Source organism: Plantibacter sp. VKM Ac-2885, from assembly GCF_015351205.1.
GTDB classification, from domain to species: Bacteria; Actinomycetota; Actinomycetes; order Actinomycetales; family Microbacteriaceae; genus Plantibacter; species Plantibacter auratus.
This window is the reverse complement of record NZ_JADKSK010000002.1, coordinates 1,240,465-1,265,841: the sequence shown is the minus strand read 5'-3', so window position 1 is coordinate 1,265,841 and position 25,377 is coordinate 1,240,465. Positions and strand designations below refer to the sequence as shown.

The 25,377-nt window shown below is 70.2% G+C and carries 25 protein-coding genes; 11 read left to right on the top strand and 14 right to left on the bottom strand.

What is annotated here, in order from left to right:
* Window positions 1-426, bottom strand: a complete 426-nt coding sequence (locus ITJ66_RS18325; RefSeq protein WP_137243338.1) for a hypothetical protein — start codon at window positions 424-426, stop codon at window positions 1-3.
* Window positions 427-619: 193 nt separating this feature from the next.
* Between ITJ66_RS18325 and ITJ66_RS18320 the strand changes: the two genes are divergently transcribed.
* Entirely contained in the window at window positions 620-868 is a 249-nt protein-coding gene (locus ITJ66_RS18320; protein ID WP_056012627.1) for a WhiB family transcriptional regulator, read from the top strand.
* Window positions 869-945: 77 nt separating this feature from the next.
* Here the strand turns inward: ITJ66_RS18320 and ITJ66_RS18315 are convergent, their stop codons facing one another.
* The 4 genes from ITJ66_RS18315 to ITJ66_RS18300 all read right to left on the bottom strand — a co-directional run bounded on the left by ITJ66_RS18315 (window position 946) and on the right by ITJ66_RS18300 (window position 5,051).
* The gene (locus tag ITJ66_RS18315; RefSeq protein WP_079002802.1) at window positions 946-2,445 is read right to left on the bottom strand and encodes a sensor histidine kinase; all 1,500 of its coding nucleotides are present in this window, start codon (window positions 2,443-2,445) and stop codon (window positions 946-948) included.
* Between the two features lie 139 nt (window positions 2,446-2,584).
* Complete coding sequence (locus tag ITJ66_RS18310; protein ID WP_085513359.1) at window positions 2,585-2,920, bottom strand: Lsr2 family protein; 336 nt, start codon at window positions 2,918-2,920, stop codon at window positions 2,585-2,587.
* A gap of 209 nt (window positions 2,921-3,129) precedes the next feature.
* Window positions 3,130-4,395, bottom strand: a complete 1,266-nt coding sequence (locus ITJ66_RS18305; RefSeq protein ID WP_194645530.1) for a P-loop NTPase — start codon at window positions 4,393-4,395, stop codon at window positions 3,130-3,132.
* Window positions 4,395-5,051 (bottom strand): hypothetical protein, encoded by a 657-nt coding sequence (locus ITJ66_RS18300; protein WP_194645529.1) that lies wholly within the window; start codon window positions 5,049-5,051, stop codon window positions 4,395-4,397. The genes ITJ66_RS18305 and ITJ66_RS18300 overlap by 1 nt, the downstream gene beginning before the upstream one ends.
* A gap of 189 nt (window positions 5,052-5,240) precedes the next feature.
* Between ITJ66_RS18300 and ITJ66_RS18295 the strand changes: the two genes are divergently transcribed.
* Window positions 5,241-5,537 carry a helix-turn-helix domain-containing protein gene (locus ITJ66_RS18295; protein WP_064295239.1) on the top strand — a complete coding sequence of 99 codons (297 nt, stop codon included), beginning with the start codon at window positions 5,241-5,243 and terminating at the stop codon, window positions 5,535-5,537.
* 33 nt (window positions 5,538-5,570) lie between these two features.
* Here ITJ66_RS18295 and ITJ66_RS18290 read toward each other — a convergent pair whose 3' ends face one another.
* Window positions 5,571-6,161, bottom strand: coding sequence for a hypothetical protein (locus tag ITJ66_RS18290; protein ID WP_194645528.1), 591 nt, complete (start codon window positions 6,159-6,161; stop codon window positions 5,571-5,573).
* A gap of 147 nt (window positions 6,162-6,308) precedes the next feature.
* On the opposite strand from ITJ66_RS18290, the gene ITJ66_RS18285 reads away from it, so the two are divergent.
* Window positions 6,309-6,809 carry an Rv3235 family protein gene (locus tag ITJ66_RS18285; RefSeq protein WP_193555848.1) on the top strand — a complete coding sequence of 167 codons (501 nt, stop codon included), beginning with the start codon at window positions 6,309-6,311 and terminating at the stop codon, window positions 6,807-6,809.
* Between the two features lie 93 nt (window positions 6,810-6,902).
* Here the strand turns inward: ITJ66_RS18285 and secA are convergent, their stop codons facing one another.
* Window positions 6,903-9,731 (bottom strand): preprotein translocase subunit SecA, encoded by a 2,829-nt coding sequence (secA, locus tag ITJ66_RS18280; protein ID WP_137243342.1) that lies wholly within the window; start codon window positions 9,729-9,731, stop codon window positions 6,903-6,905.
* A 226-nt stretch (window positions 9,732-9,957) separates the two neighbouring features.
* Here secA and ITJ66_RS18275 point away from each other — a divergent pair, with 226 nt between their 5' ends.
* Window positions 9,958-10,578: a PadR family transcriptional regulator gene (locus ITJ66_RS18275; RefSeq protein ID WP_194645527.1), complete on the top strand. Its 621-nt coding sequence runs from the start codon at window positions 9,958-9,960 to the stop codon at window positions 10,576-10,578.
* Here the strand turns inward: ITJ66_RS18275 and hpf are convergent.
* From hpf to mtrA, 5 genes are all read right to left on the bottom strand, one after another.
* Window positions 10,553-11,197 (bottom strand): ribosome hibernation-promoting factor, HPF/YfiA family, encoded by a 645-nt coding sequence (gene hpf, locus ITJ66_RS18270; protein WP_064295235.1) that lies wholly within the window; start codon window positions 11,195-11,197, stop codon window positions 10,553-10,555. The genes ITJ66_RS18275 and hpf overlap by 26 nt on opposite strands.
* Before the next feature lie 141 nt (window positions 11,198-11,338).
* Complete coding sequence (locus tag ITJ66_RS18265) at window positions 11,339-11,845, bottom strand: ComF family protein (RefSeq protein WP_161578603.1); 507 nt, start codon at window positions 11,843-11,845, stop codon at window positions 11,339-11,341.
* Between the two features lie 290 nt (window positions 11,846-12,135).
* A complete protein-coding gene (locus ITJ66_RS18260; RefSeq protein ID WP_194645526.1) occupies window positions 12,136-13,869 on the bottom strand; it encodes an LpqB family beta-propeller domain-containing protein in 1,734 nt (577 codons plus the stop codon).
* Window positions 13,862-15,553, bottom strand: a complete 1,692-nt coding sequence (mtrB, locus tag ITJ66_RS18255) for an MtrAB system histidine kinase MtrB (RefSeq protein ID WP_194645525.1) — start codon at window positions 15,551-15,553, stop codon at window positions 13,862-13,864. The genes ITJ66_RS18260 and mtrB overlap by 8 nt, the downstream gene beginning before the upstream one ends.
* A gap of 6 nt (window positions 15,554-15,559) precedes the next feature.
* Window positions 15,560-16,243, bottom strand: a complete 684-nt coding sequence (gene mtrA, locus ITJ66_RS18250; protein ID WP_064295232.1) for an MtrAB system response regulator MtrA — start codon at window positions 16,241-16,243, stop codon at window positions 15,560-15,562.
* A gap of 163 nt (window positions 16,244-16,406) precedes the next feature.
* On the opposite strand from mtrA, the gene ITJ66_RS18245 reads away from it, so the two are divergent.
* From ITJ66_RS18245 to ITJ66_RS18225, 5 genes are read left to right on the top strand one after another with little or no spacing between them, the layout of a single operon-like run.
* Window positions 16,407-17,855: a hypothetical protein gene (locus tag ITJ66_RS18245; RefSeq protein WP_194645524.1), complete on the top strand. Its 1,449-nt coding sequence runs from the start codon at window positions 16,407-16,409 to the stop codon at window positions 17,853-17,855.
* Window positions 17,852-18,520, top strand: coding sequence for a DUF4129 domain-containing protein (locus ITJ66_RS18240; RefSeq protein ID WP_086474019.1), 669 nt, complete (start codon window positions 17,852-17,854; stop codon window positions 18,518-18,520). Before ITJ66_RS18245 ends, ITJ66_RS18240 begins: the two co-directional genes overlap by 4 nt.
* Complete coding sequence (locus ITJ66_RS18235) at window positions 18,517-19,734, top strand: DUF4350 domain-containing protein (protein WP_194645523.1); 1,218 nt, start codon at window positions 18,517-18,519, stop codon at window positions 19,732-19,734. The genes ITJ66_RS18240 and ITJ66_RS18235 overlap by 4 nt, the downstream gene beginning before the upstream one ends.
* Window positions 19,731-20,720, top strand: coding sequence for a MoxR family ATPase (locus ITJ66_RS18230; protein WP_137243351.1), 990 nt, complete (start codon window positions 19,731-19,733; stop codon window positions 20,718-20,720). The genes ITJ66_RS18235 and ITJ66_RS18230 overlap by 4 nt, the downstream gene beginning before the upstream one ends.
* A complete protein-coding gene (locus ITJ66_RS18225) occupies window positions 20,721-22,028 on the top strand; it encodes a DUF58 domain-containing protein (protein ID WP_137243352.1) in 1,308 nt (435 codons plus the stop codon).
* Window positions 22,029-22,077: 49 nt separating this feature from the next.
* Here the strand turns inward: ITJ66_RS18225 and ITJ66_RS18220 are convergent, their stop codons facing one another.
* Complete coding sequence (locus ITJ66_RS18220; protein WP_137243353.1) at window positions 22,078-22,944, bottom strand: LysR family substrate-binding domain-containing protein; 867 nt, start codon at window positions 22,942-22,944, stop codon at window positions 22,078-22,080.
* 98 nt (window positions 22,945-23,042) lie between these two features.
* Between ITJ66_RS18220 and ITJ66_RS18215 the strand changes: the two genes are divergently transcribed.
* Window positions 23,043-23,438, top strand: coding sequence for a DUF5997 family protein (locus ITJ66_RS18215; RefSeq protein WP_056012681.1), 396 nt, complete (start codon window positions 23,043-23,045; stop codon window positions 23,436-23,438).
* Between the two features lie 3 nt (window positions 23,439-23,441).
* Here the strand turns inward: ITJ66_RS18215 and ITJ66_RS18210 are convergent, their stop codons facing one another.
* Window positions 23,442-24,437, bottom strand: a complete 996-nt coding sequence (locus ITJ66_RS18210; RefSeq protein ID WP_079707261.1) for a stage II sporulation protein M — start codon at window positions 24,435-24,437, stop codon at window positions 23,442-23,444.
* A 67-nt stretch (window positions 24,438-24,504) separates the two neighbouring features.
* Between ITJ66_RS18210 and ITJ66_RS18205 the strand changes: the two genes are divergently transcribed.
* Window positions 24,505-25,365, top strand: a complete 861-nt coding sequence (locus ITJ66_RS18205) for an RDD family protein (RefSeq protein ID WP_085513390.1) — start codon at window positions 24,505-24,507, stop codon at window positions 25,363-25,365.
* The last annotated feature ends 12 nt before the right edge of the window (window positions 25,366-25,377 follow it).

Here is a 25,377-nt window from a genome sequence, read left to right as displayed (position 1 = left end):
TCAGATCTCGCGTCGGGTCACGGCGGCGACGGCCGGCGTGAACAGGAGCCCGAGGACGGCCAGCGACGGCAACAGCAGGAACCACCCGATCGCGGGTTGCGCGAAGACCCCCTGGAACGCGCCGACGGCGACGGCGATCTGCACGAGCTGCCAGGTGACCGCTCCCCCGCGGATCCAGCTCCGTCCGCGGATCGCGCCGAGGGCGAGCGCCGTGACGAACGCCGTGGCGATGAGCAGGATCACGAAGATCGCCAGTGCGCTCGTGAACGAGGCCGGCGTCGCCGCGACCAGCTCGAAGAGGAACCAGGCCGAGAGCCCGATCATGAGCAACGCCTCCGCGACGAGCAGGACGATGAAGGCCAGCACCGCCGGACGACGACGCTCCTCCGGGTTCGGAGCGGAGGCGGCGTTTCGATCGGTACTCACAGGGTTCACCCAAACTTGACTATTGATTTGCTCTTACCGATATGAAACCATGTTTGAGGCCGACATGAGGTCCACGAGGGTGTGGACAGATCCCGAATCCCGGACGATCATCCCCCTCGCATTTCGGCTTTCGCTTCCCGAGACCCCTCACTCGGTTGAAGAAATCTCACCATGCAATAAAAGGAGCTCCCCTATGGATTGGCGCGATAAAGCTGCCTGCCTGACCGTCGACCCGGAATTGTTCTTCCCGGTCGGGAACACCGGTCCGGCGGTCGATCAGATCGACAAGGCGAAGGCCGTGTGCGCCACCTGCAGTGTCACGGAGCTGTGCCTCCAGTACGCGCTCGAGACCGGCCAGGACTCCGGTGTGTGGGGCGGCCTCAGCGAAGACGAGCGCCGCGCCCTCAAGCGTCGCGCGGCTCGCGCCCGCCGCGCCTCCTAGTCGCAGACGAGAACCCCGGGTGCCGAACGGCCCCGGGGTTCTCGCATGTCCGCGGCCGTTCGCGACGGCCCAGGACCTCAGCTCTTGGCGACCCAGCGCATCGGGATCGCGATCGTGACCTCGGTTCCGCTCCCCATGAGCGTGTGCCAGTCGATCGTCCCGCCCAGTTCCCCCTGGATGAGCGTCCGCACGATCTGGGTGCCGAGGCCGGACCCGACCTTCCCCTCCGGGAGCCCCACGCCGTTGTCGCGGACCTGCACGCTCAGCAGCTCGTCCGTGCGGTCGGCCGTGATCTCCACGTCGCCGTCGCGGCCGTTGAGGCCGTGCTCCACCGCGTTGGTGACGAGTTCGGTGAGCGCGAGGGCGAGTGGCGTCGCGTACTCGCTCGGGAGCACGCCGAACGAGCCGGAGGACTTCGGGCGGACCGTGGTGTTGTGGGAGCTCGCCACTTCGGCGATGAGCAGGAGCACGCGCTCGAAGACCTCGTCGAAGTCGACGTTCTGATTGAGCCCCTCGGACAGCGTGTCGTGCACGACCGCGATGGCGGCCACGCGCCGCATGGCCTGCGTGAGGGCGTCGTGGGCGTCCTCCGAGTGCGTCCGCCTGGCCTGGATCCGCAGGAGCGACGCGACCGTCTGGAGGTTGTTCTTCACCCGGTGGTGGATTTCGCGGATCGTCGCGTCCTTGGTGATGAGTTCCTGCTCCTGGTGACGCAGTTCGCTGACGTCGCGGCAGAGCACGATCGCGCCGACCCGCTCGCCGCGGCTCCGCAACGGGATCGCCCGGAGGGAGACCGTCACGCCCTTGTCCTCGATGTCGGTCCGCCACGGCGCCCGACCGGTGACGACGAGTGGCAGGGACTCGTCGACGGTGACGGTCCCCGTCCCGGAGAGCAGATGGGTCGTGACGTCCGCGAGCGACTCGCCCTCGAGTTCCTCGGCGAATCCGATCCGGTTGAAGGCCGAGAGCGCGTTGGGGCTGGCGAAGGTGACGGTACCGTCGACATCGAGACGGATCAGGCCGTCGCTCGCGCGCGGCGCGCCCCGGCGCGGTCCGGTCGGCGCTCCGAGATCCGGGAAGTCGCCAACCGCGATCATCTCGAACAGGTCGCTCGCGCAGTCGTTGAAGGTGAGTTCCTGGCGGCTGGGCGTGCGAGCCTCGCCGAGATTGGTGTGGCGGGTGATGACCGCGATCGGTCCGTCGGCATTGGTCGTCTCGGTCGGAGATATCCGCCGGGCGACGGGTACGGCACGAACCCTGGTCGGGGTCTCCTCGTACCAGTCCGGTGCGGACGACTCGATGATCCGTCCACTCTCGAAACAGTCGGTGACCTGCTTGCGCCATTCCTGCTTGATGGATTGCCCGACGAAGTCGCGATAGAAGAGTGTCGCGGCACTCGACGGACGCGAATGTGCGACCGCTATGAAACTGCCGGAATCGGTCGGTACCCAGATGACGATATCGGCGAACGCCAGATCCGCGAGGAGTTGGCTGTCCGCGAGCAGCATGTGCAGCCACTCCACGTCGGCCGCACTGGAGCGGCCCTGGGCGAGAACGAGATCACTGAGCGTCGACACGATTCCAGTCTAGGCTCGGCCGGCCGACACCGAGTGCGCCGGGAGTGCCCCGATGCCCACTGGTCGGGCAGGCATGGAACGACGACGGCGCCCAGCGGCCCGTGGGGGGCCGCTGAGCGCCGTCGCCGGACGTGATGCGTCAGTTGGCCGCGCGGTAGGCGTCCTGGACCGCCTGGGGGATGCGTCCGCGCGACGACACGGCGTGCCCGTTCTTCGCGGCCCACTCGCGGATCGCAGCGAGGTTCTCGGCGCTGTTGCGGGTGCTGGTGCTCGAGGTGCGGCGCCCACGCTTGACCGGGCGTCCGGCTCCGATATAGGGCTTCAGCGACTCGCGGAGGTTCTTCGCATTGTCTGCACCGAGATCGATCTCGTATTCGGTTCCGTCGATCGCGAACCGGACGGTCTCTCCTGCACCGGAAGCGAGTTCACTGCCGTCGAGATCGTCGATGTATGTGGTGATGACTTTCTGAGCCATGGGGGGTCCTCCTGAAGATATCCGTGGTGAGTCCGACGGTTATCCGATCATATCGAACACCACCAAGCGAATCTGAATACCGACACGATACCGGAGTAATTCATCACCCAACGGATAACGATGCGTCGGAGAAGAATGCAGATGCATATATGGGCGAGCAAATGCATATTCGGTTGATCACCCAATTGTATTGAGTGACTTCGTCGGGACTATTCCGCTCGGCGTGACCGACTCCGCGCACGACGCCCACGTGCTCCACCCGACGAGCGCCGCGAGCGGTCCCGCACCGGCGCCGGCTCCTGGTCGAGGACGGTGGACACGAACCGCCGCAACGCGACGGGAAGCGCCCCGCGCGGGGCCTGGTCGCGGAGGGTCCTCCCCGCGATCACCGCGGCGTCCACCACCCGTTGGTCCTCCGGCAGGAGCGCGGCCGCCTCGATCCCGCCGAAGCGGGAGAGCGTGGACGCCAGCTGACCGGCCGGGCCGGTACCGAGCGCGACGCCACGCAGCCGGTTCACCACCACCGAGATGCGCGACGGGTCGACGAGTTCGACGAGTTCCGCGTGCCCGCGGAGCAGCCTCGTGACCCCGACCGGGTCAGCCGCACCGACCTCCACCACCCGGTCCGCGGACCCGAGGACGGCGAACGCCGCCCCGTTCCGTCTGGGCGCGAACAGGTCGCTCGAGATCTCCTCGTCCGCCTCCAGACAGAACGCCGTGTCGATCACGATGTCGTCCATCCACGCCCGGCACCGTTCGATGGTCGTCGCGACGCGCTCCGTCGACAGTTCCGTCCAGCGTGCCGCACGGGAGATGCCGGTCAAGACCCGGAACGCGCCGGACGGCGACGGATGGACGACCGCGATCCGCTCGAGCTGCTCGATGTCGAGCGCCCCACTTCCGGCCAATCGGCAGGCCGCGGCGAACCCGGGCGCCTCGTCGAGGAGGCCGAGCATGGCCGCGACGGATGACCCGTAGGTGTCCGCGTCGATGAGGACGACCCGGCGTCCGCGCGCGGCCAGCTCGCTGGCGATGCCCGCGGCGACGGTGGTCGTGCCGGGCGACCCGGCCGCGCCCCACACGGCGATGACCCGCCCCGCGGCCTGGGCGACCGGACGAGGGCCGTCGCCGCCGAGGTCGAGCGGCGCGATGCTCCGATCGAGCTCCTCGGGATCGACCGGCAGGAGGACGATGTCGACCAGGCCCAGCCCCGCCGCATGGCGACGCTCGGACTCACCGGACGCGAGCGCCACGACCCTCGTACCCACGCGGTCCGCGAGGTCGATGAGGTCGGCGCGCAGGCGGTCGACCCCGGGTGACACGAGCAGTACGTCGACGGGCGTCCCGGCACCGATGCGCTCGTCGAGTTCGGCGCCGTCGTGACAGCGCCAGGCGACGCGGTGCCCGAGGTCGAGCATCGTCGCGAGGATCTCGCCCTCGACCCGTGGGTCGAGGGCGAGTCCGACGCGCAGCATCAGCGTTCGCCGGGCTCGGTGGGGACCACGGACAGCAGGTGCGCCGCCGCCGTCGCCGAGAGCACCGTCGCGACGGCCGAGCGTGGGACGGCGAGCTCGAGGGCGACCGAGCCGCGGCCGGACAGGAGCCCTTCGTCCTCGCCGACCCGGACGACCGTCGCGGCCGAGACCAACACCTCCGGCACTCCGTACCCGTCGCCGTCCGGCGCGGCCGCCCACAGGTCGACGACGGTCCCCGGCACGATGTCGGCGCCGAGCCGTCCGGCCGGTTCGACGACGAGCGTGGTCACGCCGACGGCGCTCGCCTCGCCGAGCGCGTCGAGCGGCACGAGCTCCCCCGCCGCGATCGTCCGCGTGACGACGATTCCCGCCGGCGGTGCCGCTCCGGCTCCGAGGTACCCGCTTTCGACCGATCCCAGACGTGCGTCGATCACCTGGAGTGAGGAGCGGTCGAGCCGCGTTCCGGGCGTCAGCGTCTCGGAGGCCGCATACACCGGGGTCGTCCGGCTCGAGGTCGTGACGAGCCACCACACCCCCAGGATCGACACGACCACCAGCATGAGGCCCACGAGGAAGCGTGGGTCCACCCAGATGCGCGACCGGGACACCGGCCGTCCGCCGACACCATGACGCAGTCCGGCGAGACGGTCGCTCATCCGCTCGCCGCCGTCGCTTCGCGCTCCTCCCGATTCCGATCCGTGTCCCCGCTCGCTTCCCCGCACCGTCTCCTCCTTCATGGGCACCCCGTGCGCCGCCTCCGGTCCCATGCTGCCCGGGCTGCGGACATCGCGCCGAAGTTATCCACAGCCCGGCGGACGCCGCCCGCGCGAGAGGATAATCGAGGAATGGAATCGCAGCGCGATGCGGCCCCGCTCGGTCGCTTCCTCACCGTCGCCGACACGGCCGAGGTCTTGAACGTCTCGGCCCAGCACGTGGCCGAGCTCATCTCGAGCGGTGAGCTGCCCGCCATCCGGATCGGGCGCAGCGGACCGTGGCGCATCGAGTTCCCGGCACTCGAAGCCTTCATCAGCGGTCAGTACGAGGAGGCACGTCGTGCAGGCCTCTGGCATCAGGCCCAGCTCACCGAACTCGCCGAGTTCTCCGGCGCACCGATGCTCCGGCCCGTGCCACCACTCGGTTGAGCCCCGACCCCGGCAGGCGCCCGACGCCACGCCTCAGTCAGCCCGCTCGACGATGACGACCTCCGACAGCACGACGATGCGGATCTGCTCGACGCTCCGGCTGCGGCGCGGCGACCCCGGCTCGTGGACGGCCAGATCCAGATGGTCGCGGCCCACCCGGTCGATCGTGCCCGTCCAGCTCCCCGTCCGGGTCCGCACGACCACTGCAGCACGGCGCCGGCACAGATCACGGAGCAGAAACGAGACGGTCAGGCGGTCGAGCAGTCGCGGTTCGCGGACCACGACGTCGTCGAGACTCCAATCGACCTGGGTCTGCGTCATGGCGACCGCCGCGATCGCATCGAGCGGCACGACGACCTCCCGGCCGCCCGGGGTGCCGGAATCGGCCTGCAGCCAGTCCTTCCCGATGCTCCGGACCCGCAGCCGCCAGGTCGTCCCGTCGACGAGTTCCACGACGAGCGGTCCTGGTGCGCCGGCATCGCCGCAGAGGGCGGCCAGCCGCTCACGGAGGGTGAGGCGCGCACGCCGAAGCCGCTCGGCCTCGACGCGGACGGCGTCGTCGTCGACGGCGAGCTCGTCGTCGAGCTGACCGGCGAGATCGTCGAACAGGCTGTCCCAACGCATACGCCGACGGTAGTGCGCCGAGGTCGGCCGCGTCCTGCGTTCTCCACAGACCCCTGGTACCGGACACCGGAGAACTGACATGATGAGTGTGACATGTCAGATTCTGGTCGCCCGACTCGTGGCGGCCGCCCACCCCTCGGAGGCCCCATGAGCACCGCTGCCCGGCACGACGACGACGAGCCCGAAGCACACACGGCTCGCCTCCGGCCGGCGCCTCCGCTACCCGAGCGACGCACGCGGGAGGTACGGGCGGCCGCCCGCCCCGGTGCGGACGACTATTTCGCGCCCCAACCGGCGCCCCGAGCCGAGCTCCCCGATCCGCGACCACTGCTCGAGAACCTGACTCGGAGCGTGATCGAGGTGATCGCCGGAGCCCGCGACCTCACGCAGCTCGCGCGCTGGATCACCGCCGACGTGCACACCGTCCTGCTGAAGCGTGTGATCCTCGCCGAACGGGCACGACGCGTCCGCGGCGTCCCGGGCACCGTCCCGGTCGTCTCGATCGGGACCGTGACCGTCTCCGAGCCACGCGACGGCGTCGTCGAGTCCGTGGTCATCGTCCACGGACGAGCCCGGTCCCGAGCCGTGGCCATCCGGCTGGAGGGCTTGGACGGCCGCTGGCGGGCGACCTCGGTGAGCGTGCTCTGACCGCCGCTGGATCTGCGCAGCACCCGACAGACGAGAGCCCTCCGGACCGATGGCACCATGGTCCGGAGGGCTCCCGTTCGTGACGGCGTACGCCTACTTCTTCTTGCCCTGCTTGCGACGGTCCGAACGGTTGCTCGGAGCAGCCGCAGGGGCTTCCGACTGCTGGCCGAAGGCCCCACGCGACGCCTTCGCGGCCGGGGCGGCCTTCGTGGCGGGAGCCGCGTCGCCGGCGGGACGGTTCGTCTGCTGGAGACGCTGTGCCCGTTCGGTGGCCGCCTTCTCGATCTGCCCGCGCTGGTTGCGGACCTCGACCCCACCCTGCTCGCTCGGAGCGGAGTAACTGAGCTTCTCGGTGTCGGGGGTCTCCTGCGTCAGGCCCTTGGCCGTGATCGCCGGCGCGGCGGTGCCTGCGTCGACCTCTCCGGCGACCTCGACCTCGAGGTTGAAGAGGAAGCCGACGCTCTCCTCGCGGATCTGCCCCATCATCTGCTGGAACATCGCGTAACCCTCGCGCTGGTACTCGACCAGCGGATCGCGCTGCGCCATCGCCCGCAGACCGATGCCGTCCTTCAGGTAGTCCATCTCGTACAGGTGGTCGCGCCAGCGGCGGTCGATCACCTGGAGGACGACGCGACGCTCGAGCTCGCGCATGGCCGGTGCACCGAGCGACTCCTCACGGTTGGTGTACGCGAGCTTGGCGTCGGAGAGGATCTCCCGGCGCATGAAGTCGCGGTTGATCCGCCCCTTCGTCCCGGCCTCCTGGACGACCTCGTCGATCGTCAGGCCGACGGGGTAGAGCGTCTTCAGTTCGGCCCAGAGTGCGTCGAAGTCCCAGTCGTCGCCGTTGCCCTCGCCGGTGTGCTCGTCGAGGACGTCGTCGACGACGCTCTCGAGGAACTGCTGTGCGCGGTCGTGGAGGTCGTCGCCCTCGAGGATGTGGCGGCGGTCGGAGTAGATCGCCTCGCGCTGCCGGTTGAGGACGTCGTCGTACTTGAGCACGTTCTTGCGGATCTCCGCGTTCCGCGCCTCGACCTGCGACTGGGCGCTGCGGATCGCGCGGCTGACGATCTTCGACTCGATCGCGAGGTCGTCCGGCACGTTCTGACGCCCCATGAGGCTCTCCGCGGCTCCGGCGTTGAACAGGCGCATGAGGTCGTCGGTGAGGGACAGGTAGAACCGGCTCTCGCCCGGGTCGCCCTGACGGCCGGAACGACCGCGCAACTGGTTGTCGATGCGGCGCGACTCATGGCGCTCGGTACCGAGGACGTAGAGTCCGCCGGCGTCGATGACCTTGTCGGCCTCCTCCTTGACCGCTGCCTTCACCTCGGTGAAGACGTCGTCCCACGCGGCCTCGTACTCCTCGGGGGTGTCGATCGGGCTGAGCCCCTTGGCGTTCATCTCCGCGACGGCGAGGAACTCGGCGTTGCCGCCGAGCATGATGTCGGTTCCACGACCGGCCATGTTGGTGGCGACGGTGACCGAGCCGAGTCGACCGGCCTGGGCGATGATCGCGGCCTCACGCGCGTGGTTCTTCGCGTTGAGGACCTCGTGCTTGACGCCCTTCTTGGCGAGGAGCCTCGAGAGGTACTCGCTCTTCTCGACGCTCGTCGTACCCACGAGGACCGGCTGGCCCTGCTCGTGGCGCTCGACGATGTCCTCGACGACCTGCGCGAACTTGGCCTCCTCGTTCTTGTACACGAGGTCCGACTGGTCGATGCGCTGCATCGGGCGGTTGGTCGGGATCGGGACGACGCCGAGCTTGTACGTCGACATGAACTCGGCAGCCTCGGTCTCGGCCGTACCGGTCATGCCGGAAAGCTTCTCGTAGAGACGGAAGTAGTTCTGGAGCGTCACGGTCGCGAGGGTCTGGTTCTCGGCCTGGACGGCGACGCCCTCCTTGGCCTCGATCGCCTGGTGGATGCCCTCGTTGTAGCGACGTCCGACCAGGATGCGGCCGGTGTGCTCGTCGACGATGAGCACCTCGCCGTTCATCACGACGTAGTCCTTGTCCTTCTTGAAGAGCGCGCGGGCCTTGATCGCGTTGTTCAGGAAGGAGATGAGCGGGGTGTTGGCGGACTCGTAGAGGTTGTCGATGCCGAGGTAGTCCTCGACCTTCTCGATGCCGGGCTCGAGCACGCCGACGGTGCGCTTCTTCTCGTCGACCTCGAAGTCCTCACCGGGCTCGAGTCGCACCGCGAGCCGGGCGAACTCCTGGAACCAGCGGTTCGCCTCGCCCGAGGCCTTCCCGGAGATGATGAGCGGGGTCCGTGCCTCGTCGATGAGGATGGAGTCTACCTCGTCGACGACGGCGAAGAAGTGACCGCGCTGGACCATGTCCTTCGCCTGCCACGCCATGTTGTCGCGGAGGTAGTCGAACCCGAACTGGTTGTTCGTGCCGTAGGTGATGTCGGCCGCGTACTGCTCGCGGCGCTGCTCCGGCGTCTGCCCCTCGACGATCACGCCGGTCGTCATGCCGAGCGCGCGGAAGACGCGCCCCATGATCTCCGACTGGTACGACGCGAGGTAGTCGTTCACCGTGACGATGTGCACGCCCTTGCCGGCGATGGCGTTGAGGTAGGCCGGGAGGGTCGCGACGAGCGTCTTTCCCTCACCGGTCTTCATCTCGGCAATGTTGCCGAGGTGGAGCGCGGCGCCACCCATGATCTGGACGTCGAAGTGACGCATGCCGATCGTGCGGCGTGCAGCCTCGCGCACCGCGGCGAAGGCTTCGGGGAGGAGGTCGTCGAGGGTCTCGCCGTTCTCGAAGCGCTCGCGCAGCTCGACGGTCTCGCTCTTCAGCTCCTCGTCGCTCAACTCCGTGAAGTCGTCCTCGAGGGCATTGACCGCCTTCGTGAGGCTGGTCAGCTTCCGGAGGATGCGACCTTCGCCGACGCGAAGGATCTTCTCAAGTGGTGAGGCCACGAATTGCTCTCCATTACGTGTTCCTGATCTCCGTCCTGGTCGACTGACCGGGACGGACGGGGTGCACCAGAACGGGGCAGTCCTCTGAACATGTTAGCGGGGAGTCCCTTGAGTGGACGCTGTGTATCGAGGGGCGGACGGATGTCGACGGAGCGCCGCCGCAGCGCGGGACGGACGGGTCACTAGGCTGGCGACACCTACGGCGTAGGCATTTCCTGGAGGTTCGATGTCGGTCAAGCACGGTCTGCTCGCGATCCTCGCGCTCGGTGACGACTACGGGTACCGTCTGCGCGGTGAGTTCGACCGGCGGACGACACCCGACACATCACTCAACGTCGGCCAGGCCTATGCGACCCTCGATCGTCTCGAGCGGGACAGGCTCGTCGAGCGGGCCGCCGTGGATGCGCAGGGGCATGTCTTCTACCGCATCACCGCCGACGGGCGCGACGTCCTCGACCGCTGGTGGGCGACACCCGTCACGGCCAGCGCATCGCGAGACGAACTCCCGAACAAGGTCGCCCTCGCGGCGTCACTCGACGGCGTCGACGTGTTCGGGGTCATCGCCGTCCAACGCGCGTGGGCGCTCGATCTCGTGCAGCAGCTCGACGCGGACCTGTCGGCCCTCCCCCCGACGCCGCAGGGTGACATCGCGTGGATCGGGCTCGAAGCCAGACGGCGACGCTCCCTGGCCGAGCTCGATTGGCTCGAGGCGACCTCGGCACGCCTGCGCGTGCACGACGCCGTCTTCGAGGTCGGCACCGACATGCCACGACGCGGCCGCCCGGCGAACCGGGCGACCGCGTCGGTCGGGGTGCAGGACGCTAGTTCGAGCCGTCCTCGAGGCTGATCACGCCGTAGTCCCAGCCCTTGCGGCGGTACACGACGCTCGCCCGCTCCGACGAGGCGTCGATGAACAGGAAGAAGTCGTGGCCGACGAGTTCCATGCGGTCGACGGCGTCCTCGACGCTCATCCACTCCGCGGGGAACTCCTTCGTGCGGATGACGACGGGTGAGTACGCCTCCTGCTCCTCGTCCTCGTGGGTCAGCGTCGCGACGCTCCCGGTCGCGACCTGCTCGAGCAGCTCCGGTGCGGCAGGCGTGATGTCGACGCCGCTGAACCCCTCGCTGCTGGCGGCGTGCAGGGAGGTGCGGTGCTTGCCACGGTGCTCCTTCTTGCGGTCCTTCGAGCGGCGGACCCGCTCGAGCATCCGCGCGATCGCGAGATCGAAGGCCACGTACTTGTCGGAGCCGGTCGACTCCGCACGGACCAACGGCCCGGGGCCGACGAGCGTCAGCTCGACGCGGTCCTCGCCCTTGCGTCCGTTGGCGTCGTGATGGCGGGACACCTTGATGTCGAGCGACTGCGCCTGCTCGACCAGATGGGCGACCTTCTCCGCCTTCTCGGTCGCGTACTCGCGGAACCGATCGGTGATGCCGAGTCCAAGTCCGACGATGTTGATATCCACGTTCGACCTCCTCATCCGGCTGACCACCCGGTCCCGGGCGGTCCTTTCACGCCGTTCTGCCACCGTAGTGCCCGAGCCTGCGGAAGTCATCAGCGGTGTTCAGGGAACGTTCATCTTCCGGCCTCGTGACCCGCCGTCCGTTCACGGTCCGACCCTGGCGAGGGCCACGACACCGACCACGAGACCACCACCGTCGTGCACCGCCCGGACGGCCTCCCCGACGGTGGCCCCCGTCGTGACGACGTCCTCCACGAGGAGGAAGCGGCGCCCGTCGAGCCGCCGCGCCGCGACCAGTGCCCCGGCGAGGTTGTCCAGACGCTCAGCCCGGCCGAAGTCCCGCTGGTCGGCTGGCTCCCGTGCCCATCGCAGCGGGCGGGACGGTCTGGCGCCGAGCCGACGCACGAGCTGCTCCACCGGGTGGAAGCCCCGATCGCGGGCGGCGCGTCGCCTGGCCGGGATCGTCGCGATCTCCGGCGAGACGCCACCCATCGCCCGGCTCGCCTCGAGCACGGCGGACCGGAACGCCGGTTCGAGCGCGGCGGCCAGCGGTCGGACGAGGCCGGTCCGGGCGTCCTGCTTGTAGGCGAGGAGGACGGCGCCGACGAACTCGTCGTAGCGACGGGCGGCGAGACCGGGGGTACCGTCCACATCGCTCCACCGCACGAGGTGGGCGTCGTCGTCGGAGGCCGCCGGCCGGACCAGACGCCCGAGGCAGTCGTCGCACAGCCCACGGTCCGGCGCACCGCATCCGGCGCACGTGACCGGGACCAGGAGGGCCCACGCGTCCAGGCAGGCTTCGCGGGCATGAGCGAGGGGCGCACTTCGACTCGACGAGGATCGCATCATCCGATGGTGGCGCCCACGCGGCGCGTCCGGTGGCGCATCGTCCGAGACGCAGACGGCTCCGGCGCTCCGGACGCGCTGTGGAGCGCGCTCACTCAGTCGGGCGACCCCAGTTGGGTCGCGATGAACCGGACGTCACTGCCCGCCTCCTGCCAGCTCGATCCACGGGGCAACAGCAGCCGGCCGTCACTCGTGAGGGCACGCAGCTGCGTCGGTCCGTTGCCCCCGACCAGGTTCGTGACGTCCGCCAGCTTCGGCACGGGGGCGGAGCGGCCGCCGATCTGCTGCGTGACGATCGTCGTCCCGTCACCACCGCCCAGCAGGACGGCGACGGTGATGTCGTCGACCCAGGTGACGGTCGTCACCTCCGTGGACATGACGCGGAGCTCGACAGGATCGCCGAGTCGCAACGGCGCGTTCCGGTCACCGCGGATGATCGCGGCGGCCACGAGCCGCGACTGCGTCCCGTCCCTGAGCAGCGCGACGAGGCGCGTACCCTCCCGCGACACCTGGATGGAATCGATCGTGGACGCGCCGGTCCAGCTCGTCGCGACCTGCACCGTGCCACCCGCGGCGTCGTGCGCGAGCAGTGCGGACGGCGCTGCTGCCGGGACCGTCCAGGTGAAGCCGAACGGGTCCATCGTCGGCGGGAGGAGGCCCGGGCGGTTGTCGACGAGCCGGACGTCGCCGTCCGCCTGGATCACCGTGACGCCGGCGGCGGAACGGACCGCGGCCTGGTCATGGTCGGCGGACAACACGGCCGCGTCGGCCCCGGCCGCCACGACCGCCGTCGAGATCCCCGGCACGGCCTCGAGCCGGTTCCCCGAGGCGAAGCCGAACTCGTCCCCGCGCTGGACGAGCGCGCGGGGGTCGACCCGCGGTGCGGCGAGCGACAGCGGCGAGACCGTCTGCGTGGAGTTGCCCACGACGGTGATCGCGACGTTCGAGACGGCGGCGACCCCGCCGACACTGCCCGACAGCTGCACGAGACTGCTGCTCAGCTGGAGCTGCATCCGTTGGAGCGTGACCGCGTCCGCTTGCAGGGCCGGTTTGGTCAGGTCCACGCGTGCGGTCCCGGCCTCGACCGGAACGGCGTCGCTCGTAAGCGAGGTCCCCTCGGGGAACGCCGTCGCCACCGCGCCCTTCAACCATTCCGCCGGTCCGTCGAGCAACGCCCCCACGATCCTCGTCGCGGTCGACGCCCGCGAGGGGAACCAGCGCTGGTCGGGGACGAGTCGGGTGAAACTCGGGTCGAAGTAGCTCAAGGAGTAGGCCGCGAAGACGTCGGCGAAGGTCGAGGACTCGAGGACGATGCCCGGCGGAGCCGCCGCGATCCGCCACTCCCCCCGCACCTGCTCGAAGGAGTAGGTCCAGCTGAGCGGCGACGAGTTCCCCGATTCGCGGTACTCACCCCGGTCGTCGACCGCCGCGACGGGGCTGACGGTGAGTTGCACCGTGTCGGCGACCGGGGCGAACGTGCGGCCGCCCTGGTCGATGGTCACTCCGGCGTCGGGGTCCCAGTCGGACCGGAGCGCCGGTGCGAGGAATTCGCGCGCGATCTCGTAGTTGTTCTGCGGGCTCGCGGCGGCGTCGATGAAGCCACGGAGGATCTGCTCCGGCGTCGCCCCCTCGGCTGGGCCCGGCGCGATGAAGTTGACGTCGACGTCGCCGCCGTCCCCCTCGACCGTGCCGCCGTCCTGCACGGAACCGCCCCGCGGGATGCCCACGCAGGCGCTGAGCACCACCACGAGGAGCATCGGCAGCGCCGCCGCAGCGATCCGACGCACTGCGGATCGTCGTCTCGGCGATCGTGCGGGGACGTCAACCACGAGCATCCTCCTTGTCGTCGTCGGCCGATCGCACGGTCGGGAGTGAGCGGGTCGTCGGCGCGGTGAGCTCGTCGACGATGGACTCGATCGCATCGTCGGGCGGCAGGCTGATGGGCGAGCGGACGATCTCCGTCCCGGGTTCGCGTGGGATGGTGAGGCGGAAGGACGAGCCGGCGGCGGGCTCCGACCAGACCTCCAGCCACCCCTCGTGCAGGACCGCGTCCTCGAGGGAGATCGCGAGTCCGAGCCCGGTGCCGCCGATGGTGCGCTTGCGGGACGGGTCCGCGCGCCAGAAGCGGTCGAACACGCGCTCGGTGGCCTCACGCGTCATCCCCTGGCCGTAGTCGCGCACCGCGATCGCGACCGAGGACTCGTTGCTGTCCACCGACACCACGATCGGTTTGCCCTCGCCGTGCTCGATGGCGTTGCCGACGAGGTTGCGCACGATCCGCCGGATGCGCCGCGGGTCCATCGGGACCGCCGAGTAGCCACCCGGTGCGACGATCCGGAGGTCCGAACCCGTGGGTTCCGCGAGCGGGCGGAGCTCCTCCACGACCTCCTCGGCGAGATGGACGAGACTCGTCGGTTCCAGTTCGAGTTCGATGCTCCCGGCGTCGTAGCGGCTGATCTCCAGCAGATCGGCCAGCAGGATCTCGAACCGCCCGACCTGGTCGTGGAGGAGCTCGGCCGTCCGCTCGGTGGCCGGTGGGAAGGAGTCGCGCTGGTCGTAGAGCACGTCGCCGGCCAGGCGGATGGTCGTCAGGGGCGTGCGCAGCTCGTGGGAGACGTCCGAGACGAACCGCTGCTGCACGAGCGAGAGCTCAGCGAGTTCCTTGATCTGCTTCTGCATGCTGGCGGCCATCCCGTTGAAGGAGCGGGCGAGGATGGCGAGCTCGTCCTCGCCCTTCTCGGGCATCCGCACGTCGAGGTCGCCGCCGGCGAGGCGTTGACTCGTCTCGGCGGCGGACCGGATCGGTGTCGCGACGAAGCGGACGATGAACCACGCTGCGCCACCGACGAGGATCATGAGGCCGACACCCGCGACGAAGAGGGTCCGTTGGACGAAGCCGAGCGTCTGCTCCGATTCGCTCAGGTCGTAGCCGAGGTAGATCTCGTAGGAGCCGGCGGTCGGCATCGAGACCTCCGAGCCCACGACGATGCCGGCCGTCGACGAGCCGTCGGCCGCGGTGAGCGTGACCGACTGCCACTGGAGGGTGTCCGGGTCGGCCCGGACCGCCTCGGTCAGCGCGTCGGAGATGACACCGCCGCCGAGCCCCGGCGACTCGAAGCCCGGGGGTGTGACCTGACTGAAGTCCTGGCCCGGTGCTCGGTAGGCGGCGATGAGGCTGCTGCCGGACGTCGTCTGGAGATCGGTCCGCACGGTCCCCATGAGCTGTTGCAGGGCGACCCGCTCGCTGGCGTCGGACGCGTCGAGGATGCTCTGCGCGGACGCGATGGCGCGACCGGAGCCGCCGAGCGCCTGCTGCAGCCGGGATTGGAAGAGGTCGTTGCCGATGCTGAACGAGAGGTAGGCGCCGGTCAGGAGGATGGCGAGTCCCGAGAGGCCGACCGTGATGGCGACCGTCCGGAACTGCAGCGAGCGCCGCCACTGCGAGCGCACCTGCTGCGGCCACCTCCGCCACAGCCGCCAGTCGGCCGCCCAGCCGGCGAGTCGGGAGGCCATGTCGGATCAGCCGGTGACCGCGCCGGCGCGGTATCCGACGCCACGCACCGTCATGACGATCTTCGGGTTGTCGGGGTCTTCCTCGACCTTGGCGCGGAGCCGCTGCACGTGGACGTTCACGAGTCGGGTGTCGGCCTTGTAGTGATATCCCCAGACCTGTTCGAGCAGCATCTCGCGGGTGAAGACCTGCTGGGGTTTGCTGGCCAGTGCGAGGAGGAGGTCGAACTCCAGCGGCGTGAGCCCGATGACGCCGTCGGCGCGACGGACCTCGTGGCCCGCGACGTCAACGGTGAGGTCGCCGATGCGGAGGGTCTCCGCGAGGTCGGCGGCCGGCGCGCGCAGCCGCGTGCGGATCCGGGCGACGAGCTCCTTCGGGTTGAACGGCTTCACCATGTAGTCGTCGGCGCCGGACTCGAGCCCCTTCACCACGTCCGCGGTGTCGGACTTCGCGGTCAGCATGATGACCGGGACGCCGGACTCCTGACGGATCAGGCGGCACACCTCGATCCCGTCGATCCCCGGGAGCATGAGGTCGAGGAGGACGAGGTCGGGCTTGGTGTCGCGGAACGCCTGGAGCGCGCCGCCGCCGTCCGCACAGAACGACGGCTCGAAGCCCTCGGTGCGCAGCACGATGCCGATCATCTCGGCGAGTGCGGTGTCGTCGTCGACGACGAGAATGCGTGCGTTCATAGCTCCGTCTCGGGTGTGACCGGCCGGCCGCGCTGCCTGACCGGTGTCCTTACGTCTCGCCTCAGCGTAGTCGAAGTGTCCAGGAGAACCGCCGAACCGCCGGTCGCGGGCAGGCTCGGTGTGACAACATGGAGGGGTTCGAGACGGCGAGGGGGTGTTGCTGATGGACACGGAACAGCGAGCCGGGGGCGAGATGGGCGATCAGGATCCGAACCCGTGGGCGACGCCGCAGGGGCCACAGCAGCCGGTGGCGCCGGAGCAGGCGACACCGCAGCCGGGGTATCCACAGCAGCCCGGCTATCCGCCGCTGCCGCCGCAGGGAGCCCCACAGCAACCCGGGTATCCGCCGCAGCAGGGATACCCGCAGCAGCCCGGGTACCCGCCGCAGGCGACGTATCCACAGCCGGGATACGGCCAGCAGCCGTATCCGCAGCAGGTCCCGCCCCAGTACACCCAGCCGTACCCCCAGGCTCAGCAGCCCGGGTACGGGACCCCTCCCTCGGCTCCGACCGCCGCCTACGACGCGAATCCGTACGCGACCGGCGCGCCCTGGGCCCCGGGTCCCCAGCAGGGCTGGGCACCACCGCCGAAGCCGGGGCTCATCCCGCTCCGGCCACTGTCCTTCAGCGACCTGTTCGGCGCGCCCTTCCTCGTGCTGCGACGCAACCCGAAGGCGACGTTCGGGAGCGCCCTCCTGCTGCAGGGTCTCACCGCCGTCCTCTCCCTCGTGATCGTCGGCGTCGTCACCTGGCTCTCGTTGAGCCGGCTGTCGCAGGCGGCCCCAGGCGAGGAGGACGCCATCAGCGCCGGGGCGATCACGGCCATCATCCTGTCCTTCCTCATCCCGGTGGCGGTCTCGATCGCCGGCAGCGCGATCCTGCAGGGCATCATCGCGCAAGAGGTCGCTCGCGGCACCCTCGGCGAGAAGTTGCCGCTCGGCGTGCTCTGGCGGCGCACGAAGGGGCGCTTCCTGCCGCTCATCGGCTACACCTTCCTCCTGATCGGTGTCGTGACGGTGTTCATCGCCGTCGCGGTGGGCCTCGGATTCGTGCTGACCGGTCTCGGCGGGACCGCGGGCGTGGTTCTGACGGTGGTCATGGGCATCGGAGCGCTGCTCGTCCTGATCGCCGCTTCCGTGTGGCTCGGGACGAAGTTCTCCCTCACACCGAGCATCATCGTCCTCGAGAACGGCAAGGTCTTCCCCTCGCTCGCTCGCTCCTGGCGCCTGACCGACGGCTATTTCTGGCGGACCTTCGGCGTCCAGTTCCTCGTCTCCTCGGTCGTCAGTGTCGCGTCGCAGGTCGTCGCGACCCCGATCAGCCTGCTCGCGAGTCTCGTCCCCGTGCTGTTCGTCGGGGTGGACTCGGAGGCGACCATGATCGTCGCCACCATCGCCGCGCAGGGCCTGTCATTGCTCGTCTCCGTCATCATCGGCGCGATCACGGTCGTCGTCATCAGTGCCACGTCGGCGGTCATCTATGTGGACCTGCGGATGCGCAAGGAGGGGCTCGACCTCGACCTCGCGCGGTTCGTCGAGGCGCGCGCTGGCGGTCGCGAGACGGTCGACAACCCCTTCGACGCCGCCGCCGCCGGAGGCAAAGCGACCCGATGAGCCCGCTGTTCCTCGCGTCGCGCCTCGACGTCCCGCTCGTCCCGGATGCACCGGGCGCCCGGGACCTCCTGCAGCGCGAGCTGTCGAAGCCCGAGTATCAGACAGCGCAACCGTCGTTGTGGGACATCGTGTCGAAGGCGTTCTGGGACTGGGTGAACTCCCTCCGGGTGCCGGGTGAGGGCCCCTTCACCGGCCTGTTCCCGATCATCGCGATGACCGTGGTCGTCGTCGGGATTGTCATCGCGTTCATCGTGTGGGGCGTCCCCCGCCTCAACCGGCGGAGCGCCCGTCAGCTCGACCTCTTCGGCGAACGCGACGATCGGACCGCCGAGCGGTTGCGCCAGGACGCGAGGACCGCCGCCGCGGCCGGCGACTGGACCCTCGCGCTCCAGGAGCTGTATCGGGCGATCGCTCGCGGACTGTCCGAGCGGACGATCGTCGTGGTCACCCCCGGCACGACGGCGCACGGTTTCGCCGCCCGGGCGGCGGCCGCGTTCCCGCAGGACGGACGCGCGCTCGCAGAGGCCGCGGACGTCTTCGACGCCGTCCGCTACCTCGAGGCGACGGGCACCGAGGCACAGTACCGGGAGCTCGAAGCGCTCGACGCCCGGCTCTCCGCCGCCGCGCCGCGGCTCCTCGCCGACCCCGAGGAGCTGGTCCGGTGACGCTCGCGACGAAGCCCCCGGTGCAGCGGGAGCCCGAGCCCGACGTCGCCACACCACGGCTGCGGACCCGGCTGCGACGGAACCGGTTCTGGATCATCGCGGCGGTCTTCGCGGTCGGGATCGCCCTCGTGCTCATGTTCGCCACGCGAGGCGCATCGATCGACGCGGCGCTGCTCAGCCCCGGAAACCAGACCCCGAACGGCGGCCGCGCGCTCGCGCAGGTGCTCCGCCAGGAGGGCGTCACCGTGACGGAGACCACCACGCTCGACGCGACACTCGAGGCGGTCGAGGACACCGACAGCACCGTCCTCCTGTTCGATCCCAGCGGACTGCTCGACGCCTCGCAGCTCGAGCGGTTGAGCGACGCCGACGCCGGACTCGTCGTCGTCACCCCGCGAGCCGCGGCGCTCCGCACCCTGTTCCCCGGCGTCTCGTTCGCGGGCAGCTCGGACTCCGCCGACGTCCTGTCGTCCGACTGCGGCGACCCCACCGCCGAGCGGGCGGGGACGGTCACCGGTGGGTGGACGCTGTACACGACCACCGACGCCGACGCCGAGGGCTGCTTCACCGCCGACGGCGGCGGGAGCGCGGTCGTGACGCAGACGGACGGTGCACGGGTGCTACTCGGCTCCGCCGACGCCCTGACGAACGACGTCGTCGACCGTGCGGGGAACGCCGCCCTCGCGCTCGGCCTGCTCGGCTCCACCGAGCAGTTGGTCTGGTACCTGCCGAGCCTCGCCGACGTTCCGGTCACCGGTCCCCCGAGCCTCGACGAGCTGACGCCGAGCTGGGTCGCCGGAGTCACCGGCACCGTCGTCATCACGGCGATCCTGGCCATGTTCTGGCGCGGGCGACGCTTCGGCCCGCTCGTCATCGAGGACCTGCCCGTCGCGGTCCGCGCGAGCGAGACGATGGAGGGGCGCGCACGCCTCTACCAGCGGTCCGGCAACCGTCAGCGGGCGCTCGACGCGCTGCGGATCGGCACCGTGTCCCGCCTCGCGGTCGCCGCAGGCCTCTCGCGCCACGCCTCCGTCGTCGAGGTCGCCGACACGGTCGCCGGACTCGCCGGACTCGACCCTCGGCACGTGCGGTCCGTCCTGCTCGACGCCGTACCGACGAGCGACGCCGACCTCGTCTCCCTGTCCGATCACCTGCTCGATCTCGAAGCCGCCGTCGCGCGCGCCACGGACCTCACCGGAAGGAACCATCCATGACCGACGCCCCCGTGCCAGGATCCACCGCACCGAACCCCGACGACCTCCGGCGAGCACTCGCCCAGGTCCGCGTCGAGGTCGGCAAGGCCGTGGTGGGTCAGGACGCCGCCGTCACCGGGCTCGTCATCGCGCTCCTCGCCAAGGGCCACGCGCTCCTCGAGGGTGTGCCCGGCGTCGCGAAGACGCTGCTCGTCCGATCGCTCAGCCATGCGCTCAGTCTGGACACGAAGCGTGTGCAGTTCACGCCCGACCTCATGCCCGGCGACGTCACGGGCTCCCTCGTCTACGACGCCAAGACCGGTGAGTTCGAGTTCCGCGAGGGTCCGGTGTTCACGAACATCCTGCTGGCCGACGAGATCAACCGAACGCCCCCGAAGACCCAGTCGGCCCTGCTGGAGGCGATGGAGGAGCGCCAGGTCAGCGTCGACGGCCGTTCGCTGCCACTTCCGGACCCGTTCATCGTGGCCGCCACGCAGAACCCGATCGAGTACGAGGGCACCTACACGCTCCCCGAGGCGCAGCTCGACCGCTTCCTGCTGAAGCTCGTCCTCGACGTGCCCGAACGCGACGTCGAGGTGGAGGTGCTCCGGCGGCACTCCGCCGGGTTCAGCCCGCGCGACCTCACGGCCGCGGGTGTCACCCCGGTCATGGGCGCGGCCGATCTGCGGGCGGCGCAGCTCGAGGTCGGACGCGTGGGTGCCAGCGCCGACGTCCTCGCCTACATCGTCGACCTCGCGCGCGCCACGCGGCGCAGCCCGTCCGTCCGGCTCGGGGTCAGCCCTCGAGGGACGACCGCCCTCCTCGCGTCGGCGAAGGCCTGGGCCTGGCTGAGCGGCTACCAGTCGATCACCCCCGACCACGTGCAGACGATGGTCCTCCCGGTGTGGCGCCACCGCATGCAGCTGCGGCCCGAGGCCGAGCTCGAGGGTGTCTCGGTCGACGCGATCCTGCGGTCGATCATGCAGCAGGTGCAGGTGCCCATCTAGATGGCCGTCACCGGGAGGTTCGTCGCGCTCGTCGCGTTCGGCATCGTGCCGATCGTGGTGCTCGGCGTGCTCACGGGCGATGCCGCTCCGGCGTTCATCGCGTGGCTCATCCTCGCCGCCGCGCTCGGAGCGCTCGACCTCGTGGTCGCCGGTTCGCCTCGCGACATCGTCCTGCAACGGCAGCTGCCGTCCCGGGTCAGGCTCGGTGACTCGGCGACGAGCACCCTCTTCCTCACCAACCGCGGAGGTCGCCGCGTCCGGGCGCTGGTGCGCGACGCCTGGCAGCCGTCCGCCGGCGCGCCCACCCAGCGCCTCCGCGTCGACCTCCCACCCGGGGAGCGGCGGAGCGTCAGCCTGGAGCTCACCCCGTTCCGTCGGGGCGAGCGACGGGTGTCCCAGGTCACGGTGCGGTCGTTCGGTCCGCTCGGTCTCCTCGCACGACAGGCGACGCTGAACAGCGCCGGGCATCTCCGGGTCCTGCCGGCGTTCAACTCCCGGAAGCACCTCCCGAGCCGGATCGCACGCCTCCGCGAACTCGACGGCGCGACGAGCGTCATGGTCCGCGGTCAGGGCACCGAGTTCGACTCCCTCCGCGAATACGTGCGAGGTGACGACGTCCGTTCGATCGACTGGCGTGCCACGGCACGACGCGGCGACGTCATGATCCGCACCTGGCGGCCCGAGCGTGACCGCCGGGTCGTCATCGTCACCGACACCGGCCGCACCTCCGCTGCTCGCATCGCCGATGAGCCGCGCATCGACACGGCGTTCGAAGCCGCGCTCCTGCTGGCCGCGCTCGCCACGAGAGCCGGGGACCGCATCGACTATCTCGCCTACGACCGTCGGGTGCGTGGTCGCGTCCAGGGCGCGACCGGTGCCGAACTCCTCTCGAGGATGGTCGACGCGATGGCGCTCGTCGACCCGGAACTCATCGAGACCGACTGGGACGCGGTCCCCGGCCAGGTCAGACAGATCACGAACCAGCGCGCTCTCGTCGTCCTGCAGACCTCGATCGACGCCCCGGGGGCCGCGCGCGGGCTCCTCGCCGTCCTCCCCCAGCTCACGCAGCGCCACACGGTGGTCGTGACGAGCGTCGTCGACCCGGCGACCCTCGAGGCCACGCGCGACCGCGGCGACCGCGAGACCGTGTACCGCGCCGCTGCGGCCGAACGCGCCCTGCTCGACATCGAACGCGTGTCGGCGGCGATCAGACAGCTCGGGGCCGACGTGGTCACCGGTTCGCCGGAGACCCTGCCCCCGGCGCTCGCCGACGCCTACATCGCGCTCAAGGCCTCCGGTCGGCTCTAGCCCGATCGGTCGGGTCCCTCCGCGTGCCGGCGGGACCCGGGAGGACGGATCAGCGGCCCTTGCGCTTCTTGCGGCGTTCCCGGGCGAGCTCCTCCTGCTTGGCCTTCCGCGCGGCGAGCTGGGCGCCTCGGCTCGTCCCGGCGGCGGTGCCCTGGGTCGAACCGGCCTTCGGCTTCTTCCGTCGTCTCGCAGCCTGCTGCGGTGCAGGAGCGGCGGCTTGCTCGGTCGGGGCGGACCGTCGCGAGCTGTTGGCCGTGCGTCCGCGCACGATGCCGATGAACTCCTCCACGGCTTCGTCCTCGCGGTCCTGCGGCCAGACCAGCACGACCGGGATCGATGGAAGACCGACGATCGGACGGTACTCCACGTCCTTCCGCTGGTGCAGTCGCGCGACCGACTGCGGGACCACGACGATCCCGACCTCGGACGCGGCCAGTTCGACCGCTGCCTCCGGGTCGTCGGTCAACGGGGCCGCCGGGGCGTCGAACCCGAGTACGGCGGCACGTTCGGCCCATTCGAGGACGAGCGGCGTCATGATCAGCTGCTCGTCGGCGAGCGCGGCCATCCCGACCGTGTCCTCGGCTCCGAGGGCAGCGCCCTTGGCGAAGACGACGACGGGGAGCTCCTCGAACAGGGAGATCGTGTTCAGCCCGTCCTGGTCGATCGGGACCCGGGCGAGCACGACGTCCGCCGCACCGGAGGCCAGGACCGCTCGCTGCTCGTCGAGGTCCACTCGGATCAGGCGGAGTTCGTCCTCCGGACGGCGCTCGCTCCAGATGCGCGCCCACTTCCCCGGGTTCACACCGCGCGCGTAGGCGACGGTCAGCGCCGGCGGGACGATCTCCGGCACCGTGTCGGCACCGATCCCGTCGTCGCCGACCTCGATCCCGTCGACCTGGTCGTCCTGCCTGTCCATCGAAGCCTCCACTGCTCGGCTTGCCACACTACTGCAGCTCAGTCGACGGGTGATCCGGCCGGTTGGGCGAGGACACCGCAGCGAGGTACGCTGAGCGGATGGGTGCGAGCGAACAGATCATGAAACCGGCGACCGCGGCGAAGAAGCTCGGGGTCTACCTGCCGGCGACCCCGGCGTCGTTCCAGGAGGAGCCGATCACGCGGTCGGCGTTCCTCGAACTGCAGGCGAACCCGGCGGACTGGCTCGTCGAGCTCCGCAAGAACGGACCGCACCCGCGCGACGTCGTCGCCCGCAAGCTGGGCGTGTCGACCTCCGGTCTGGCTCGCGCCGAAATCACCGAGGCGTTGACCACCGAACAGATCCAAGAGCTCCTCCGCACGCTGCCCGCCTGGCTCGTGCAGGAGCGCGCCGTCCATGCTGAGGTGAACGCCGAGAACGCCCGGGTCAACGCCAGGAACGCCGAGCGCCGCGCACGATCCGAAGCCGGCGAGTAGCCGTCAGCCGGCGACGATCCGCTTCGCGCCGGCCTCGAACTCAGCCAGGTCGCCCCGCTCCCCCGAGCGGTACGCGCGACCGCCCCACCAGCACATGTAGGTCAGGAACGCGGCGAGCGCTCCCCCGCCGATGAGCATCTTGACCGCCCACGGCCACGGTGCCGGCGTCACGAAGCCCTCGACGAGCCCCGAGACGAAGAGCACGATCACCAGCCCGATGGCGATCGTGAACAGCGCTCGGCCCTCCTCGGCAAGCGCCTGGCCCCTCGTCCGTGGCCCCGGTGCCACCCAGGCCCAGAAGATGCGGAGACCCGCCGCCGCCGCAACGAACACCGCAGTGAGCTCGAGCATGCCGTGCGGGAGGATGTACTCGAAGAACACGTCGCCCTTGCCGTAGGCGAACATCACCCCTGCGGCCTGCCCGACCCCCTGGGCGTTGGTGACGATGATGTACGGGACCCAGACACCGCTGATGCCGAACGCGACGCATTGCGCTGCGATCCACGCGTTGTTGGTCCACACCTGACCGGCGAAGCTCGCCGCCGGATTGTTGGAGTAGTAGGCGACGAAGTCGTCCTCGACGTACTGCTTGAGCTGGGCGTCGGTACCGAGGTTCGCGAGGACCTGCGGGTTGCCGGCGATCCACACGGCGTAGAGGGTCGCGATGACGACCGTCGCGACCGCGACCGCGAGGGTCACCCACCGGACCCGGTAGAGCGCGGCCGGCAGCGCCAGGACGAAGAACCGCGGGACACTCGACAACACGTTCGCGCTGGCGCCGGTGAACCGGAGGCGCGCCCGCGACAGCGACACCGAGAGGCGGTCGCCGACGAGGGTCGATCCGGCCGTCGTCTTGATCGCGGAGAGCTGGGTCGCTCCGGCCTGGTAGCGGTCGATCAGCTCATCGGCCTCCGGCCCGCTGAAGAACCGCTGCTTGCCGAGCGCGTCGAGGCGGTCCCATTCCTGGCGGTGGGCTGCGGAGTAGGCGTCGAGGTCCATCGCAGCCATGCTACGCGTTGGTGGCGCTCCATGGCCGGTCCCCCGCGCATCTGCTTGAATGGAGCACATGTCCGAACCGGCCCGGGTCCCGCTGCACGAGACGACGCTGGACGACGGCACCGAGCTGATCACCGGCGAGGCGGTCGCCCTCGACGTGCGGCCCACCGGATTCATCCTGCGCGCGGCGGGCGCCATCATCGACTACGTGGTGTCGATCCTCGTGTTCGTCGGCCTCATGCTCGCGATGTTCTCCTGGATCCTGTCCGGGGTCGCCATGGACACCGCGATGTTCACCGCCATCGTGCTCGGCCTGACGGTGCTCTGCCTCGTCGTCCTGCCTGCGGCGGTCGAGATCGCCACCCGCGGACGGTCGCTCGGCAGACTGGTCGTCGGTGCCCGCATCGTCCGAGACGACGGGGGTGCACCCGGCTTCCGGCACGCGTTCATCCGTGCCCTCACCGGGTACTTCGAGATCTACGCCACAGCCGGCGGCATCGCCGCACTCACCGGCCTGCTCAGTGCTCGCTCGAAGCGTCTGGGCGACGTGCTCGCCGGGACCTACAGCCAACGTGAGCGTCTGCCGCGGGTGGTGGAGCCCGTCGCGATGATCCCGCCGCAGCTCGCCGCCTGGGCCGGCGGCGCCGACGTGGCCCGACTGCCCGACCCGCTGGCGCGGCGCGTCACCCAGTTCCTCAAGCAGGCCGGATCGCTCACCCCGGCCACGAGGACCCGATTGGCGGCCGAACTCGCGGCAGAGGTGTCCCGATTCGTGTCGCCCCTGCCGATCGCTCCGCCGGAGGCGTTCCTCGTCGGGGTCTCCGTCATCCGCCGGGAGCGCGAGTACCAGGCCCAGCTCGCGGCCCGTCAGCGCCTGTCACTCCTCCAGCCGGTGCTGAGCGGTCAGCCGCACCGGTTCCCCGACCGCTGAGGCGGGGAACCG